This window comes from Bacillus sp. PK6-16 (assembly GCF_056530295.1).
In genome coordinates this window covers 4,634,705-4,651,600 of record NZ_CP096511.1, presented here as the reverse complement: position 1 = coordinate 4,651,600, position 16,896 = coordinate 4,634,705, and the positions used below count along the sequence as shown (strand labels likewise).

Genomic DNA, 16,896 nt, shown 5'->3' with positions numbered 1-16,896 from the left:
AGATATGTCACGTGAAATAGTTTTATTTATTGCGGCGAGCTTAGATGGATATATTGCGAAAGAAAGTGATGATTTAGAGTGGTTAATGGAAACAGAAGGAGAGGGAGATAACGGTTATACAGAAATGTATGAAACAATTGATACAATAATTATGGGAAAGAAAACGTACGACTATGTAGTAGAGCATACGGAAACATTCCCGTACTTAGATAAATCATGTTATATTTTTTCTCGTTCAGAAAAAGGTTCAGACGGAAACGTAGAGTTTGTAAATGAAGATGTAGTGGAGTTTACAAAAAGGTTAAAAGCAAAAGAAGGATCTAAAATATGGATGGTTGGTGGAGGAGAGCTACTGAGAGAATTCTTTAAGAATAATCTAATTGATGAATATATTGTTACGATTACACCGCATATATTAGGTTCTGGAGTTCCGTTATTTCAAGACAAGAACCCAGAAATTAATTTAACTTTGACGGATACGAAACGTTTTGGGCAATTTGTAAATTTATATTATAAAGTAAAATGATAAAGAAACACGACTACTGATGGTAGTCGTGTTTCTTTACAGATGGTAATGAAATGATAAAACAAGATCCATGATCAACTTCACTCGTGACAGTAATCGTCCCGCCGTGTAACTCTACAATTTCTTTCACGATAGATAGTCCTAAACCAGTTCCACCTGTAGCTCGTGATCTTGCTTTATCAACTCGATAAAAGCGGTCAAAAATGTGAGGGAGGTCTTCAAGCGGAATACCTTCGCCTTCATCTTCAATTGCAATGGAAATATGTTTATGTTCTTCTGTAACAGAAATGTTTATATGAGAATGCTCTTTTGAATGTCTATAAGCGTTATTTAAAATATTCACCACAACTTGTTCGAATCGTTGTTCATCTAAGTTTACTAGCAGTGTAGGAGGACAAGAGAAAGAAACTTTAATGTACCTTTCTTTATACATGGCGTTTACTTTTTCACATATACGCGTAAGGAAGGTGTGTAAATGCACTTCCTTTACTTGAATAGAAAAGTTATGTTGTTCCATTTGTGCAAGTGAAAATAAATCTTGAACTAAGTTTGTAATGTAATCAGACTCATCTTTTATAATTGATAAATATCGCAAACGTTGTTCAGAAGGGGTGCTTTCTTTTAAAGCAATGTCAGCATAACCTCTTACGTATGTTAACGGTGTTCGTAATTCGTGAGCAACACTTGCTAGAAATTCACTTCGCTCTGTTTTCATATAATGCAAATCATTTGCGAGCGTTTGAATAGATGATGCCAGTTCACCAATTTCATCATTACGAGTAGTCGTTAACGAAACGGACAAATCGCCTTTACTCATTTTTTCAGTTGCATGTTTCATGTGTAACAATGGTTTTGTTAATAAACGTGATAATAGGAAAATTGTGATGACTGTGAGTAGAAATGTGATGGCACCAGCAATAATGAATTGTTTCGTTAATCCATTAACTAACTTTTCAATTGATTCTGTTCCAAGAAACATGTACACATAGCCTTCATGTTTTCCATCTACTACAATGGGGCTAACTGTACATATATAATTAGATGTTTTCCAATGATTTTCTATAATCGCTCCATTATGGTCTGTTCGAGTTTGCATTTTACTAATATGATCGTTTATAGTCGTGTTTATTTCGTTAGATTTAGCTAGTATTTCTTTATTTGCATTTGTAATAACGACAGTTGTTTCAGCTTCAGATTCCATTAATGCTACGTGAGAGATGGTTTGCTCATCGTAATATTTTTCAAGTACATCTCGATGACTATTTCCTCGCTTTAATAAAGCTGTCATTTCTTCATTTACTCTAGTGTTTACAAGACTATAATAGAGCAAAATAAAGAGAACACTTTCAATTAAAAGTGTAACAATTAAAAAATAAAATCCGAATTGAATTGAAATTCGTTTCATCGTTTTGCCCCTTACTGTTCAGTATCAATCCATCGATAACCTATTCCATACACGGTTTTTAAATGATGATCAATAGGAAAATTTGCTTTTCGCAATTTATCACGTAAATTACGAATATGTGAATCGACTGTGCGATCTTCTGTATTTGTGTTTAATCCCCAAATTCGTTCGATGAGCTGATCACGGTTTAATACGTAGTTCACATGGCGTAAAAATAATCCGAGTAAAGAAAATTCAATTGGTGTGAGAAGGAGTTCTTCATTATGGACAGAAACGAAGTGTTTTGTTTCATCCCATACAATACCGTGATATTGGATTTGTTTATGTTCATTTGTACGTCTTAAAACGGCTTCAATTCTTGCGAAAAGTTCTTCTTCATGGAAAGGTTTCGTTACGTAATCATCGGCTCCAAGTTTTAATCCTTGAACGACATCTACTGTTTGATCACGAGCTGTAACCATAATAATAGGAAGGTTACTAAAAGATCGGATTTTTTTGCACGTTTCCCATCCGTCCATCTTTGGCATCATAATATCGAGTAAAACAAATTTAAAGTTTCGATTTTCTATATGTAAAATAGCTTCTTCTCCTGAAGTCGCACATACGCAGTTATATCCAATTGGTGTAAGATAAAGCGTTAATAATTCAAGCATTCTCGGTTCATCGTCTACGAGCAGTATATCAATCATAGAGAGCCCTCCATATTTATAATCGTTACTTAAAGTGTAATGCAAAATCATGAAGAAATGGTGCAGATTATGATGTGTCTGCATAATTTCTTCAGAATTGCTTGTTATTGTGGAGTTGAAATTACATTTTAGGTAATCATATTGGCTCAAAAATGATTAATACGGAGGCGGTATAGTGAAAAAAATGACCCGAATTTTTGGGATAACAATAATTACAGCAGTTGGTCTTGCTGCATGCGGACAAACGAATACAGACCATAAAAACCATGAATCTACAAAAGAGAAGAAAACAGAGCAAAAGGAAATGAAAATGAATCAGGAGGTAACGGCGCCAAAAGAAATGAACCAAGGTGCATCTAATGATTTATTAACGACAAGTTTAAAAAATGTAACGAGATTAAACACAAATGATCCTTCGCAAATGGCAGTATTAACTTCGCAAACGATATGGCCAGCAACTCATAAGGAGAACCAGCCAGGTGCTGTTATTTTAGTACCAGCAAGCGAGTGGCAATTAGGTATTGCGAGTGCAGATCTTATTCATCATCCGAATAACGGGCCCATTTTATTTATAGAAAAAGAAAAGATACCGGAAATGACGTTAAAAGAAATAAAACGATTAAATCCAATCGGAACGAAAGATGGAACACAAATTATGGTGATGGGAGATGTGGGTACTAGCGCGCTTGAACAATTAAAAGGTTATAAAGTAAAACAAATAAAAGAAACGGACCCAGCTATATTTGCGAAGGATGTTGATAAGGAGTATGCCGATATAACAGGAAGCTACCCAAATAGTGTTATTATCGGTTCGTCTGCAGAAGAAGGACGTTTATATACAACCCCCGCTGTAAATTGGATTTCTCATATGCCGGAACCACTACTCTATACAGAAAAGAATAAAGTGCCAGAAGCGACAATAGAGGCACTAAAAATGAGAAAAGATAAAGCAAATATATATGTATTAGGGCCAGAAAAAATTGTTTCAAAAGAAGTAGAAAAAGAGCTAAGCAAATACGGGAAAGTAACGCGTATTAGTGGAGAGACCCCTACAGAAAACTCGATTGCGTTCGCTAAATTTAAAGATGAAAAAACAAAATTTGGCTGGGGATTCACAAAACCTGGTCACGGTTTATCATTTGTTTCAAGTAAAACACCAGATTTAGCAGTTGCTGGGGCACCTTTTTCACATATGGGTAAACATGCACCTGTTGTATTATTAGAAGAAGGTAAAGCTTCACAACCAGTGTATGACTTCCTTGCAAGCATTCAGCCGAAGTTCAAAGATGATCCAACACTTGGACCATATAATCACAGTTTCTTATTAGGAAGTACGAGTGATATTTCATTTGAAACACAAGGAATACTAGATGAGAGGTTAGAAATTGCTCAGGAAAGTGGTCAAGGACACGGTGGACATTAATGAAATGAGCAAAGATGCTACTAAGGTAGTGTCTTTTTCTTTAGGGAACTTTTACATAGCAAAAAATCTTCTACTCGTTATATAATAGCTTTCGTGCAGTCGGCTAGATTTTCTTATGGAGAAAATCAAATTATAAAGGAGTAGAGGAGTGGTATTTTGTTTCAAACGATAAAAAATGACTGGTTTTCTAATGTGAGAGGGGACGTGTTATCAGGAATTGTCGTTGCTTTAGCATTAATCCCTGAAGCGATAGCCTTCTCTGTTATTGCAGGCGTGGATCCGACAGTTGGACTATACGCAGCCTTTTGTATTGCAGTTACCATTTCATTTGTTGGCGGGAGAACTGGAATGATTTCAGCTGCAACAGGTGCAATGGCATTATTAATGGTAACGCTTGTTAAAGATTATGGTTTGCAATATTTATTTGTTACAACAATATTAACAGGTATTGTCCAAATTATTTTTGGCGTGTTCAAACTGAGCTCATTTATGAAGTTTGTTCCGAAATCTGTTATGAGTGGTTTTTTAAATTCACTTGGAATTTTAGTTTTTACAGCGCAATTGCCACATTTTAAAAATGCAACTTGGCAAATGTATGCACTCGTTGTATTAGGACTTGCAATTATATATTTATTTCCACGTATTACAACGGTTGTACCTTCTACGCTTATTTCAATTATTATTGTGACGAGTATTGCACTTATGAGCGGATTACAGTTGAAAACAGTAGGAGATATGGGAAGCTTGCCGAAAGAATTACCGTTCTTTAGTATTCCTGACGTGCCTTTTACACTTGAGACATTAGGGATTATTTTACCGTATGCAGTTATGCTTGCAATTATCGGTTTACTAGAATCATTATTAACAGCTTCAGTTTTAGATGATATGACGCATACGGAAAGTAATAAGCATAAAGAGGCACGCGGACAAGGGATCGCAAACATTGTTGCTGGTTTCTTCGGAGGAATGGCAGGTTGTGCAATGATCGGTCAATCTGTTATTAATATTAAATCAGGTGGACGAGGTCGCCTATCAACATTTGTAGCGGGCGGATTTTTAATCGTATTACTATTCGTTTTAGGAGATTATGTCGTTCATATTCCGATGGCAGCTTTAGTTGCAGTTATGATTATGGTTTCAATTGGAACGTTTGATTGGAACTCTGTAACAACAATTCATAAAGTACCAAAAGGAAACTCATTTGTTATGATCGTAACAGTTGTGATTGTCCTAATTACACATAATTTAGCATTAGGTGTAATTATCGGAACAGTAATTAGTGCGGTTTTATTTGCATTCAATATGGCAAAGATTCACGTGAAACATTTATATATTGAAAATAAGAAAATATACGAAATTCATGGTCAACTTTTCTTTGCATCTACAGCGGACCTTATAAATCACTTTTCATTTGAGAAAGATGTAAAAGAAATTGAGTTGAATTTTACTCACGCACACGTATGGGATGATTCAGCAGTGGCATCAATTGATAAAGTTATCATGAAGTATGAACAAAGTGGTGTGAAAGTAAGTATAACAGGATTAAATGAACGTAGCTCAAAACTTGTTGCAAATTTAGCTACTTATAATAAAAGAATTGCTAGTTAAAAGCCTCCTTTTTAGGGGGCTTTATTATATAATACGAGTAGGATAACGAAAAGGGGATTCAGCATATGTACAAACAAATTATATTAGCATGTGACGGTTCTGAACATGCACTTCGAGCAGCGGAACATGCAACATATATTGCAAAATGTAGCGAAGAAACAAATGTTGAAGTTGTGTACGTAGTAGATAATAGAACGGCAAAATCAGATATTATACAAGGTCAAACAGATTTAGAAACAATATCAGCTAGTCGAAAAGATAAATTAAAAGAGATTGAAGGTTTATTAAAGAAAGAGAACATTTCTTATACAATTACGATATTACATGGTGATCCTGGAGATACAATTGTTCAATACGTAAATACAGGAGATATAGATCTTGTTATTGCTGGGAGTAGAGGGTTAAATACATTGCAAGAAATGGTGCTGGGAAGTGTAAGTCATAAAATAGCAAAGCGTGTGAAATGTCCAGTGATGATTGTAAAATGAAATAGAATGTAACGAAGATCTTAGTATAACTGAGGTCTTTTTTTATGTATAAATGACTCTTATTTGTGGAAATACTAGATATATAAGTTGAAAAGATGTTAACTTACAAATTTGTAAGTTAGTTGTTAGAGAAATCGATGTTATGAAATTTTTCCCATTGGTAAAATAAAAGTATCAAAGGGGAGATAGGGAGGATGGAAGCAATGAAATCATTTCAAAATTTGTCATATAGCCAAGGTGTCAGTCTTATTTGTTTAGGGGGATTTGCTGCATCTGTTACGTTAGCTGTTTTAATAAAGGTGTTTCATCAAATCTTTTAATTTTATAGTAGGGAAGGAATTGGTTGTTATCATTAGTAGGAACAGCAATGAAAATAAAAAATAGCTCTTAGCATGTATGTAAATGCTAAGAGCTATTTTTATGCTTGTTATATGTTATTTAAGCTTGTTTTGATTTTACTGACCCTGTATTTAAAGTAAGAGCAAGGAAGAACATTGCAAGTACGCAAGATGCAAGTAATAAGATGAATCCGCCATCCCATCCGAATGCATCTACGATAAAGCCCATAGCTGCACTAGCGAAAGCTGCTCCGCCTAAGTAACCGAAGAATCCAGTTAAGCCTGCTGCAGTTCCAGCAGCTTTCTTTGGTGCTAAATCTAGAGCGTGTAGACCAATTAACATAACCGGTCCGTAAATTAAAAATCCAATTGCGACAAGTGCGATACTATCAACCATTGGATTACCAGGAGGGTTTAACCAGTAAACAAGAACTGCGATAAATACACCAACCATAAATAAAATACCAGCAGGTGCACGACGTCCTTTAAATAGTTTATCACTCATCCATCCGCAAAGAAGTGTACCTGGAATACCAGCCCATTCATATAGAGCGTAAGCAGTACGTGAGCTACTATGAGTAAAGCTTTTTTCTTCTACTAAATAAGTAGGAGCCCAGTCTACAACGCCGTAACGTACGAAATATACGAAAACGTTCGCAATAGCGATGTACCATAAAAACTTATTGTTTAATACGTATTTAAATAAAATTTCCTTTACTGAAAGCTCGCGTTCGCGATCTTTTACTTTTTCATCTGGTGGATATTCCCCAGTATGTTCTTCAATAGAAGGTAGTCCGCAAGATTGAGGCGTATCTTTCATCGTAATTAATACATAAATACCAACTAAAATTGAAAGAATACCTGGGAAGTAAAAAATACTTTTCCAGTCATCTGCGAAGAAGTATAAGCCTAATGTTACAAGGGAAGGCATAAGCGCTCCGCCAACATTATGAGCGACGTTCCAAATGGACATTTTTGTACCACGTTCGCTAATAGAGAACCAGTGAACCATCGTACGACCACAAGGAGGCCATCCCATACCTTGTACCCATCCATTTAAAAACTGAAGTACAAACATAAGTATAATGCTCGTTGTAATGAAAGAAAATGAGCCGAAAATAATATTAATGATACCTGATAAAAATAGCCCAGCTGCTAAAAAGTAGCGAGGATTACAACGATCGGATACGATACCCATAAGAAATTTACTTAATCCGTAAGCAATAGAAACTGCTGAAAGGATAACCCCAAGTTCCCCTTTACTAAAGCCTTGCTCGATTAAGTATGGCATTGCTAGTGAAAAGTTTTTTCGAACAAAGTAGTAACCTGCATAACCGATGAAGATACCTAAGAATACTTGTAAACGTAATTTACGGTATTCGCTATCAACGCGATCAGCTGGTAAGCGTTCCGCGTGGGGCGCAGGTTTAAATAATTGTGTGAAAAACATAAAATGAAAATCCTCCCCTAATTAATTCGAAGCGTTTTAAGACAGAGAACATAAAAAGGCCATGAAATATAAAAAAGTTTCCTTTTTTATGATTCATAGCCGTGTACTCCGTTTCTCCGTGACTGTCAATATTAACTTCGTCGAAAATTATACAACTTTGTGACAAAAATGTAAACGTTTTTATGAATAAAAGTATTGACGGATTTTATTCGTGGGATTAATATTTAAATACATTAAATATTTTATTGTTTAAATAAGAGGTGGATAACATGCCAAATGATATGACGCATATCGATAAAATTCAAGCTCTTGCCTTTTCGATTGGAAAGAAAATGCAAACGGAGTTATTAGAACAAATGCAAGCGACAGGACTTACACCACCGCAGTTTTATATTTTAAAGATTCTAGATCATTATGGGGCTTCAAGAGCGACAACATTAGCGAAAAAGATGTATGTGAAGCCTAGCGCGATTACAGTGATGATTGATCGTCTAATCGATCAAGAACTTGTAGAACGCTATCACGACAAAGATGACCGTCGCGTTGTCATCATCGAGTTAACGAAAAAGGGGAAAGCTAGAGTAGAAGAGGCAATGACAGCTCGTAACGAGCATATTGCAAAATACTTTTCACATTTAGAGTTGCAAGAAAGAGAAGATTTATTACGTCTCTTTGAGAAGTTAGAAACCATTATTTGCGGGACACAAGAGAAAAAAGAGAATAACTAAGAGGAATTGAGGAGATTACATGGAGCAACAAGAAAATCAAAATAGAAAGTTGTTGTTAATCGGTTTAATTATCGCGATGCTATTTGCTGCATTAGATGGAACAATTGTCGGTACAGCAATGCCACGTATCGTCGGTGACCTAGGTGGATTAAGCTTAATGACATGGTTAACAACAGCTTATATGTTAACATCAACGACAGTTGTACCAATTGCAGGTAAATTAGCTGATTTACTTGGTCGTCGTAACGTATATATAACAGGGCTAGTTATTTTCATGATTGGTTCGGCGTTATGTGGTATGGCAAATGGTATGACAGAATTAATTATTTTCCGTGGTATTCAAGGTCTTGGTGGCGGTATTATGATGCCAATGGCTATGATTATTATTGGAGATATGTTCACGGGAAAAGAACGTGCGAAATGGCAAGGTATTTTTGGGGCGTTATACGGCCTTGCTTCTGTAATTGGACCACAAGTTGGTGGTTGGATTGTAGATGCAGTGAACTGGAGATGGGTATTCTACATTAACTTACCGGTTGGTATTTTAGCAACAATCTTTATTGCAATGGGATTAAAATCACATAAACAAACAGGACCAATTAAAATTGATATCGCTGGAATCTTTACGATGATTCTCGGTGTTGTAAGTTTATTACTTGCGCTAACGTTTGGCGGAAAAGATTATGCATGGGATTCTTGGCAAATTATCGGTTTATTTGCACTAGCTGTAATTGGTATCGTTAGCTTTGTTATCGTTGAAACGAAAGCTGAAGAGCCAATTTTACCAATGCACTTCTTTAAAAATCGCACATTTACAATACTGAATGCGATTGGATTCTTTATGAGTATTGGAATGTTCGGTGCGATTATGTTCGTACCATTCTTCATGCAAGGGATTGTAGGAGTAAGTGCTGCTGAATCAGGAACAATTATGACTCCAATGATGATTACAATGATTGTGATGAGTATTATCGGTGGGCAACTTGTATTAAAAGTTGGTGTAAAACCACAAATTATCGCAGGTATGCTTATTATGGCCGGTGGTTTCTGGTTATTAACAACGATGGATATGCACACAACGAAGCTTACAGCTACTTCTTATATGATGGTTATCGGTTTAGGAATGGGTCTTGTAATGCCTACATTAACATTAGCGTTACAAGAAAGCTTCCCGAAAAAAGACCTTGGTGTCGTAACGTCATCAAGTCAATTCTTCCGACAAATCGGTGGTACATTTGGTATTACAATTTTAGGGTCAATTATGAATAACACTTCAGGTACGACATTAACAAAAAATTTAGTACCTGTATTAGATACATTCCCGAAAGAAGCGGGACAAATGGTAACGAAATTTAAAGATATGATTCACACAGATCCACAAGGTTTATATTCAATGCTATTTAGCCCAGAGGCATTAAAACAAATGCCAGAAGCGTTCGCTAACAGCATTGTACCTATTTTGAAAAACTCTTTAGTAGACTCGCTTCATACTGTATTCTTAACAGGATTAGTATTTATCGTAGTAGGTGCCATCTTTACGATTTTCCTACAAAAAATTAAACTATCAGATCGTAAAAAAGATGCTGAAGAGCCTGCTTTAGAAGAAAAAGAAAAAACTGTATCATACTCGTAATGAAGGAGCATCGTCTTATGGCGGTGCTTTTTTGAGTATAACCTTAAAAGCTTTTTAGTGAGAAATGATTGACGTATTTTTAGAAATACGTTATATTATTTTCTGTAAACGGTTACATGAAATGAGGAGAAAAGAGAATGAGTACGATTAAAGACGTTGCAAAATTAGCGGAAGTATCTGTTGCGACCGTTTCCAGGGTTCTAAATAAAAATGGATATGTTCACGAAGATACATTAAAAAAGGTAGAACGTGCAATTGAGATGTTAGATTATAAGCCTAGTACAGTAGCGCGTTCACTGTATAATAAAAAGTCTCGTTTAATTGGCTTAGTTGTTCCAAATATCGTGAATCCATTCTTTCCGGAAGTTGCACGTGCCGTAGAAGATGTAGCACATAAACAAGGTTACACAGTTGTCCTTTGTAACTCTGATGAAAGTTTAGAAAAAGAGAAACAATATATTGATGTACTTAGACAAAATAATGTAGATGGATTTATTGTAGCAACAAATCCACAAAATAGTGTTAATTACATGAATTTATCTGTTCCGGTTGTTGCGATTGACCGTATGTTTAATGAGCGTATTCCTACTGTATATGCAGATAACTATGCAGGAAGTCAGGCTGCGACAAAGTTGTTACTAGATAAAGGATGTAAACATATTGCACATATTCGCGGTCCACGTGATGTGAGTACTGCAAATGAACGCTTTGAAGGTTTTGTAGACGTTATTACGCAAAATAATCTTTCGTATATGATTGCAGAGAGTACGTTTGATCCAGCAAATAGTGAGCGTGTAGCGATGGAATTATTAGAAGAATACCCGCATATTGATGGTATTGTTGCTGGGAATGATTTAATTGCGATCGGTATTGTAAAGGCGGCACTTCAAAAGGGGATTGCCATTCCAGATGATTTACAAATTATCGGATTTGATGGCATTTCTTTAACGGAAATGATGTATCCCTCTATTACGACAGTTGCACAACCGATATATGAAATGGGGAAAATTGCAACAGAGTTGTTGTTAGAGCAAATGGAAGGAAATACATTAGAAGAGAAACATTATCGTTTGCCGATTGAAATTATAGAACGAAATACAACGAAGTAAGGAGATGAAACAGATGCCAAATATTGCAGTAGTAGGAAGCATTTCAATGGACTTAGTGGCTGTTTCAAAAAAACGCCCGAAAGCAGGAGAAACAGTAATTGGTGAAGCGTTTCATACAATCCCAGGAGGGAAAGGGGCAAACCAAGCAGTTGCTGCAGCTAGATTAGGAGCAAATGTAGCAATGGTTGGAGCGGTAGGAAATGATGATTATGGAACAGTAGTTAGAAAAAATCTAGAGAACGAACGCATTTTTATCGATTATGTGGTACCGGTTACAGATGGAACGACAGGAATTGCTCATATCGTTTTAGCAGAAGAAGATAACAGTATTGTTGTCGTACAAGGGGCAAATGCTCTTGTAAATAAGTCAGTTGTAGATCGCTCCAAAGACCTTCTTGTAAAAGCGGATATGGTTGTTCTTCAACTAGAAATTCCACTTGAAACAGTAAAATATGTATTGGCTATTTGTGAGGAACATAATATTCCTGTTATGTTAAATCCAGCGCCAGCACAAGTTTTATCAGAAGACATTTTAGAAAAGGCAACTTATATTACGCCAAATGAACATGAGTGCCGCATCGTATTAGATGATTTTACATCACCAATTGAAGATTTATTGGCGAAGTATCCCAATAAATTATTGATGACAGAAGGTTCTAACGGTGTTCGTTTCCATAATGGCACGGAGATTGTACATGTTCCTAGCATTGCTGTTGATGTAGTGGATACAACTGGAGCTGGTGATACATTTAATGGTGCGTTAGCAGTTGCACTTTCTGAAGGAGAGACACTTCAAAAAGCAATTCGTTTCGCGAATATTGCCGGTGGTCTTTCTGTAACGAAACTTGGAGCACAGGGCGGTATGCCAACGAGAGATCGAGTACGTGAAGTGCAGGTGATTGTTGGATGAAAAAGCATGGTGTATTAAATAGTGAAATCGCAGCAGTCCTTGCTTCACTTGGGCATACAGATACGATTGTAATTGCTGATTGCGGGTTACCGATTCCGGATGGAGTAAAACGAATTGATTTAGCTGTTGAGATTGGAAAACCTAGCTTTTTAGATGTATTGCAAGTGGTAGCTGATGATATGGCAATCGAAAAAGTGACGTTAGCAGAAGAAGTCATTATAAATAATGCGGAAGTAAATAAAGAAATAGAGCAGAAATTAATAGAGCCAGCATTTGAGTATGTATCTCATGAGCAATTTAAAGCGCATACAAAGAAAGCGAAGGCGATTATTCGTACAGGCGAGGCTACGCCTTATGCAAATGTAATTTTACATGCAGGCGTGATTTTTTAATAAAGGGAAGTGATGGGAATGCATATTGAAATGAAAAACATTTCAAAGGCGTTCAATGGAAATCCTGTTTTGAAGAATGCACAGTTTATGATTGAAACAGGAGAAGTCCATGCATTGATGGGGGAAAATGGAGCGGGTAAATCAACGCTCATGAAGATTTTAACAGGTGTATACAAAAAAGATGGTGGGACAATCACGATTGATGGGCAAGAGCGCACCTTTAAAAATGCGAAAGAAGCTGAAGAGTACGGCATCGCATTTATACATCAAGAACTAAACATATTGCCGAATTTAACAGTAGCTGAAAATATGTTTCTCGGTAAAGAGTTAATGTACGGGAAAACAGGTATTTTACGCACTCGACAAATGAATGCGATTGCGCAGCAGCAACTAGCGGAGTTAGGGTTGCATGTAAGAGGCGCTATGTTAGCAGAGGAATTATCGGTTGGACAACAGCAAATTATCGAAATTGCGAAAGCATTAATGACAAACGCGAGCGTTATTATTATGGATGAACCTACTGCGGCACTGACGGATCGTGAAATCGAAACGCTCTTTACAGTAATCAATAAGTTACGTAAAGAAGGTGTTTCATTCGTGTACATTTCGCATCGTATGGAAGAGATTTTCTCAATATGTGATGCTATTACGATTTTGCGTGATGGAGAATACGTGGGAAAGAGATTAATTCCAGAAACATCATTTGATGAAGTAGTGAGTATGATGGTGGGGCGCAGCATTGGTGAACGTTACCCAGAGCGAAATAGTCAAATTGGTGATGTCATTTTTGAAATGCGTAACGGAACGAAGAAAGGGAAATTTGAAAATGTTTCGTTTCAAGTGAGGAAAGGTGAAATCCTTGGTGTAGCTGGTTTGATGGGGGCTGGTCGCACTGATATTATGAAAGCGATATTTGGTTATGAACCTTTAGACTCTGGACAAATTTTTATAAATGGACAAGAAGTAAAGATTGATAGTCCAATAGATGCAATTAGACAAAGAATTGCTTTCATTACAGAAGATAGAAAGTCTGAAGGATTAGTGTTAGATTTTTCAATTCGAGAAAATTTAGCTTTACCGAATTTAGAAAGTCTTTCAAAGGGAAGTGTTCTAAGCAACGAGCTAGAACAACAGTTTACAGAGGATATGATGAAGCTTCTTAATGTGAAAGCATCTAGCGGAGAGCAGGCAGTGAAATCTCTTTCTGGTGGAAATCAGCAAAAGATTGTAATCGCAAAATGGCTAGGCATTCATCCGCAATTACTCATTTTAGATGAGCCAACAAGGGGTGTTGATGTTGGAGCGAAAAAAGAAATTTACTCTATTATGAATAAGCTTACAGAGCAAGGCGATGCCGTTATTATGGTATCATCTGAGCTTCCGGAAGTTTTAGGGATGAGTGATCGAGTTCTTGTTATTCATGAAGGAAAAGTCGGCGGAATTTTAGGGAAAGATGAGGCATCACAAGAGTCTATTATGGCACTAGCTACAGGGGGAGAGTAAGGATGGCTAAGAAGGGGAATGTATTACAACAACTTGGTTCTTTAATTGGTTTAGTATTAATTATCGTCGTAATTACAGCTTTAAATCCAGCGTTTATTGAAATTCCAAATTTATTTAATATACTGCGTCAAGTATCGATTAATGCGCTTATTGCATTCGGAATGACCTTCGTAATTTTAACAGGGGGTATTGACTTATCGGTAGGTTCTATTTTAGCATTATCAAGTGCACTTGTTGCTGGAATGATGGCAAGTGGCATGGATCCGTTCCTTGCAATGGCAGTTGGACTATTAGCAGGTCTTGTAATGGGAATTGTAAACGGTATCATCATTGCGAAAGGAAAAGTAGCTCCATTTATTGCAACTTTAGCAACAATGACTATTTTTCGTGGGTTGACGCTTGTTTATATGGACGGACGTCCGATCACTGGTCTTGGTGATCATTTAATGTTCCAAATGTTTGGCCGCGGTTATTTTCTTGGTATTCCGGTACCAGCTGTTACAATGATGATCGCTTTCGCAGTACTGTACTTCATTTTGAAGAAAACGACATTTGGTCGCCGTACATTTGCAATTGGTGGAAATGAAGAAGCAGCAGCACTATCAGGTATTAATGTTACGAGAATTAAAGTAATGATTTACGGTCTTTCCGGAATTTTGGCAGCGCTTGCAGGTATTGTCTTAACATCACGATTAGATTCTGCACAGCCGACTGCAGGTACTTCTTACGAATTAGATGCAATTGCAGCAGTTGTATTAGGTGGAACAAGTCTTTCTGGGGGAAGAGGATGGATTGTTGGTACATTCATCGGTGTACTTATTATTGGTGTACTAAATAACGGTTTAAATTTATTAGGTGTATCTTCTTTCTTCCAACAAGTTGTAAAAGGACTTGTAATCTTACTAGCTGTATTAATTGATCGCAGAAAAGAAGCGTAATGGAGGGACAGTTCATGAAGAAATGGTTACTTATACTCGTTGCATGTATTATGGTCGTTACTGCTGGTTGTTCAATGGAACCACCAGAATGGGCAAAGGATTCTAGCGATAAAGGTCGAAATAAAACTATTAAAGTTGGATTTTCTGTTTCAACTTTAAATAATCCCTTCTTTGTAACTTTGAAAAAGGGGGCAGAAAAGAAAGCGAAAGATAGTGGCATCGAATTGATTGCTGTTGATGCGCAAAATGATGCAGCAAAGCAAACGAACGATGTTGAAGATTTAATTCAAAAGGGTGTCGATGTAGTTGTTATTAATCCGACCGATTCAGATGCTGTTGCTTCAGCAGTAAGTGCGGCAAATGCAGCAAATGTTCCTGTTATTACAGTAGACCGCGTTGCGAATTCAGGTAAGGTTGTTTCTCACATTGCATCTAATAATATTGAAGGTGGTCAAATGGCTAGTGATTACATTCGTGAATTAGTCGGCGAAGGAGCAAACGTTGCTGAGTTAGAAGGAATCCCTGGATCGTCTGCTGCTCGTGAACGTGGGAAAGGATTCCATAACGTAGCCGATAAGTCTTTAAAAGTAGTTGCCAAACAAGCGGCTGATTTTGATAGGGCGAAAGGATTATCTGTTATGGAAAACATTTTGCAAGCAAATAGCGATATTAAAGCCGTGTTTGCTCATAACGACGAGATGGCATTAGGTGCACTTGAAGCGTTGAAGTCTGCTGGAAAAACAGATGTAGTAGTTGTTGGATTTGATGCAACAGAAGATGCTGTGAAAGCGGTTAACGATGGGCGTATGGCTGCAACAGTCGCTCAAAAACCAGAATTAATCGGAGAGAAGGCGATGCAAACAGCAAAAGAGATAACACAAGGTAAAAAAGTGGACAAATCTATTCCGATTGAATTAGAGCTTATTAAGAAAAATAAATAAATATAAAATGAAAATTAGGAAGGAAGAATAACAAATGAAATTCTTTATTGATACAGCAAACATTAACGAAATTAAAGAGGCAAATGCATTAGGCGTATTAGCTGGAGTAACGACAAATCCATCACTTGTAGCAAAAGAAGGCGTAGATTTCCACGAACGCATTCGTGAAATTTGCAACGTTGTAGAAGGACCTGTAAGTGCAGAAGTAATTAGCTTAGAAGCTGATAAAATGATCGAAGAAGGAAAAGAATTAGCGAAAATTGCTCCAAACGTTGTTGTAAAAGTTCCAATGACAACAGAAGGTTTAAAAGCAGTAAAAGCATTCTCTGACTTAGGAATTCGTACAAACGTTACATTAGTATTCTCAGCAGTTCAAGCGTTACTTGCAGCTCGTGCTGGTGCAACATACGTTTCACCATTCTTAGGTCGCTTAGACGATATCGGTCATAACGGTATGGACTTAATTCGTCAAATCGCAGAAATCTTTGCGATTCATGGCATCGAAACAGAAATCATTGCAGCATCTGTACGTCACAGTGTTCACGTAACTGACGCAGCATTAAACGGTGCACATATTGCAACAATCCCAGCAAACGTAATTGCTTCATTAGTGAAGCACCCATTAACAGATCAAGGAATTGAGAAATTCTTAGCTGATTGGGAAAAAACACAAGAGAAATAATAGAAAAGCAAGAATCCTAGTTTAATTGACTAGGATTCTTTTTTATTTAAAAGAATTTTCATGCAATTTTGCATATTGTCTTTTAAATTTATTATATAAGATATTTAATATATATCACATAACTCTTTATTTT

At 36.6% G+C, this 16,896-nt stretch carries 17 protein-coding genes; 14 read left to right on the top strand and 3 right to left on the bottom strand.

All coding sequences use genetic code 11. The features are described 5' to 3' along the window. The first annotated feature begins 4 nt into the window (after positions 1–4). The gene (locus M1D66_RS23960) at positions 5–526 is read left to right on the top strand and encodes a dihydrofolate reductase family protein (RefSeq protein WP_242554872.1); all 522 of its coding nucleotides are present in this window, start codon (positions 5–7) and stop codon (positions 524–526) included. A gap of 13 nt (positions 527–539) precedes the next feature. On the opposite strand, the gene M1D66_RS23955 is transcribed toward M1D66_RS23960, so the two are convergent. Both M1D66_RS23955 and M1D66_RS23950 read right to left on the bottom strand, forming a co-directional pair. Continuing rightward, complete coding sequence (locus tag M1D66_RS23955; RefSeq protein ID WP_000822526.1) at positions 540–1,931, bottom strand: sensor histidine kinase; 1,392 nt, start codon at positions 1,929–1,931, stop codon at positions 540–542. Positions 1,932–1,942: 11 nt separating this feature from the next. Further along, complete coding sequence (locus tag M1D66_RS23950; protein WP_000565485.1) at positions 1,943–2,620, bottom strand: response regulator transcription factor; 678 nt, start codon at positions 2,618–2,620, stop codon at positions 1,943–1,945. 175 nt (positions 2,621–2,795) lie between these two features. Here M1D66_RS23950 and M1D66_RS23945 point away from each other — a divergent pair, with 175 nt between their 5' ends. The 4 genes from M1D66_RS23945 (at position 2,796) to M1D66_RS23930 (ending at position 6,459) form a co-directional block, all read left to right on the top strand. Beyond that, complete coding sequence (locus M1D66_RS23945) at positions 2,796–4,043, top strand: ArsR family transcriptional regulator (protein ID WP_086384870.1); 1,248 nt, start codon at positions 2,796–2,798, stop codon at positions 4,041–4,043. Between the two features lie 156 nt (positions 4,044–4,199). Beyond that, a complete protein-coding gene (locus M1D66_RS23940; RefSeq protein WP_086384871.1) occupies positions 4,200–5,651 on the top strand; it encodes a SulP family inorganic anion transporter in 1,452 nt (483 codons plus the stop codon). 65 nt (positions 5,652–5,716) lie between these two features. Further along, positions 5,717–6,139, top strand: a complete 423-nt coding sequence (locus M1D66_RS23935) for a universal stress protein (protein ID WP_000277999.1) — start codon at positions 5,717–5,719, stop codon at positions 6,137–6,139. A 203-nt stretch (positions 6,140–6,342) separates the two neighbouring features. Beyond that, complete coding sequence (locus tag M1D66_RS23930; RefSeq protein ID WP_000834733.1) at positions 6,343–6,459, top strand: DUF4027 family protein; 117 nt, start codon at positions 6,343–6,345, stop codon at positions 6,457–6,459. Positions 6,460–6,577: 118 nt separating this feature from the next. On the opposite strand, the gene glpT is transcribed toward M1D66_RS23930, so the two are convergent. Further along, positions 6,578–7,927, bottom strand: a complete 1,350-nt coding sequence (gene glpT, locus M1D66_RS23925) for a glycerol-3-phosphate transporter (protein WP_000466385.1) — start codon at positions 7,925–7,927, stop codon at positions 6,578–6,580. A gap of 269 nt (positions 7,928–8,196) precedes the next feature. Here glpT and M1D66_RS23920 point away from each other — a divergent pair, with 269 nt between their 5' ends. The 9 genes from M1D66_RS23920 to fsa all read left to right on the top strand — a co-directional run bounded on the left by M1D66_RS23920 (position 8,197) and on the right by fsa (position 16,763). Further along, complete coding sequence (locus M1D66_RS23920) at positions 8,197–8,655, top strand: MarR family winged helix-turn-helix transcriptional regulator (protein ID WP_001132365.1); 459 nt, start codon at positions 8,197–8,199, stop codon at positions 8,653–8,655. A gap of 19 nt (positions 8,656–8,674) precedes the next feature. Further along, complete coding sequence (locus M1D66_RS23915; protein ID WP_000437639.1) at positions 8,675–10,288, top strand: MDR family MFS transporter; 1,614 nt, start codon at positions 8,675–8,677, stop codon at positions 10,286–10,288. A 137-nt stretch (positions 10,289–10,425) separates the two neighbouring features. Then, positions 10,426–11,397, top strand: coding sequence for a ribose operon transcriptional repressor RbsR (rbsR, locus tag M1D66_RS23910; protein WP_000104020.1), 972 nt, complete (start codon positions 10,426–10,428; stop codon positions 11,395–11,397). A 13-nt stretch (positions 11,398–11,410) separates the two neighbouring features. Further along, positions 11,411–12,307, top strand: coding sequence for a ribokinase (rbsK, locus tag M1D66_RS23905; protein WP_001132860.1), 897 nt, complete (start codon positions 11,411–11,413; stop codon positions 12,305–12,307). Beyond that, complete coding sequence (gene rbsD / locus M1D66_RS23900; protein ID WP_000716136.1) at positions 12,304–12,699, top strand: D-ribose pyranase; 396 nt, start codon at positions 12,304–12,306, stop codon at positions 12,697–12,699. Before rbsK ends, rbsD begins: the two co-directional genes overlap by 4 nt. Positions 12,700–12,717: 18 nt before the next feature. Next, complete coding sequence (gene rbsA, locus M1D66_RS23895; protein ID WP_002163845.1) at positions 12,718–14,202, top strand: ribose ABC transporter ATP-binding protein RbsA; 1,485 nt, start codon at positions 12,718–12,720, stop codon at positions 14,200–14,202. Between the two features lie 2 nt (positions 14,203–14,204). After that, positions 14,205–15,140 (top strand): ABC transporter permease subunit, encoded by a 936-nt coding sequence (locus tag M1D66_RS23890; protein WP_001074641.1) that lies wholly within the window; start codon positions 14,205–14,207, stop codon positions 15,138–15,140. 14 nt (positions 15,141–15,154) lie between these two features. Then, positions 15,155–16,081: a ribose ABC transporter substrate-binding protein RbsB gene (gene rbsB, locus M1D66_RS23885; protein WP_000758994.1), complete on the top strand. Its 927-nt coding sequence runs from the start codon at positions 15,155–15,157 to the stop codon at positions 16,079–16,081. 34 nt (positions 16,082–16,115) lie between these two features. Continuing rightward, entirely contained in the window at positions 16,116–16,763 is a 648-nt protein-coding gene (gene fsa / locus M1D66_RS23880; protein ID WP_000667661.1) for a fructose-6-phosphate aldolase, read from the top strand. The last annotated feature ends 133 nt before the right edge of the window (positions 16,764–16,896 follow it).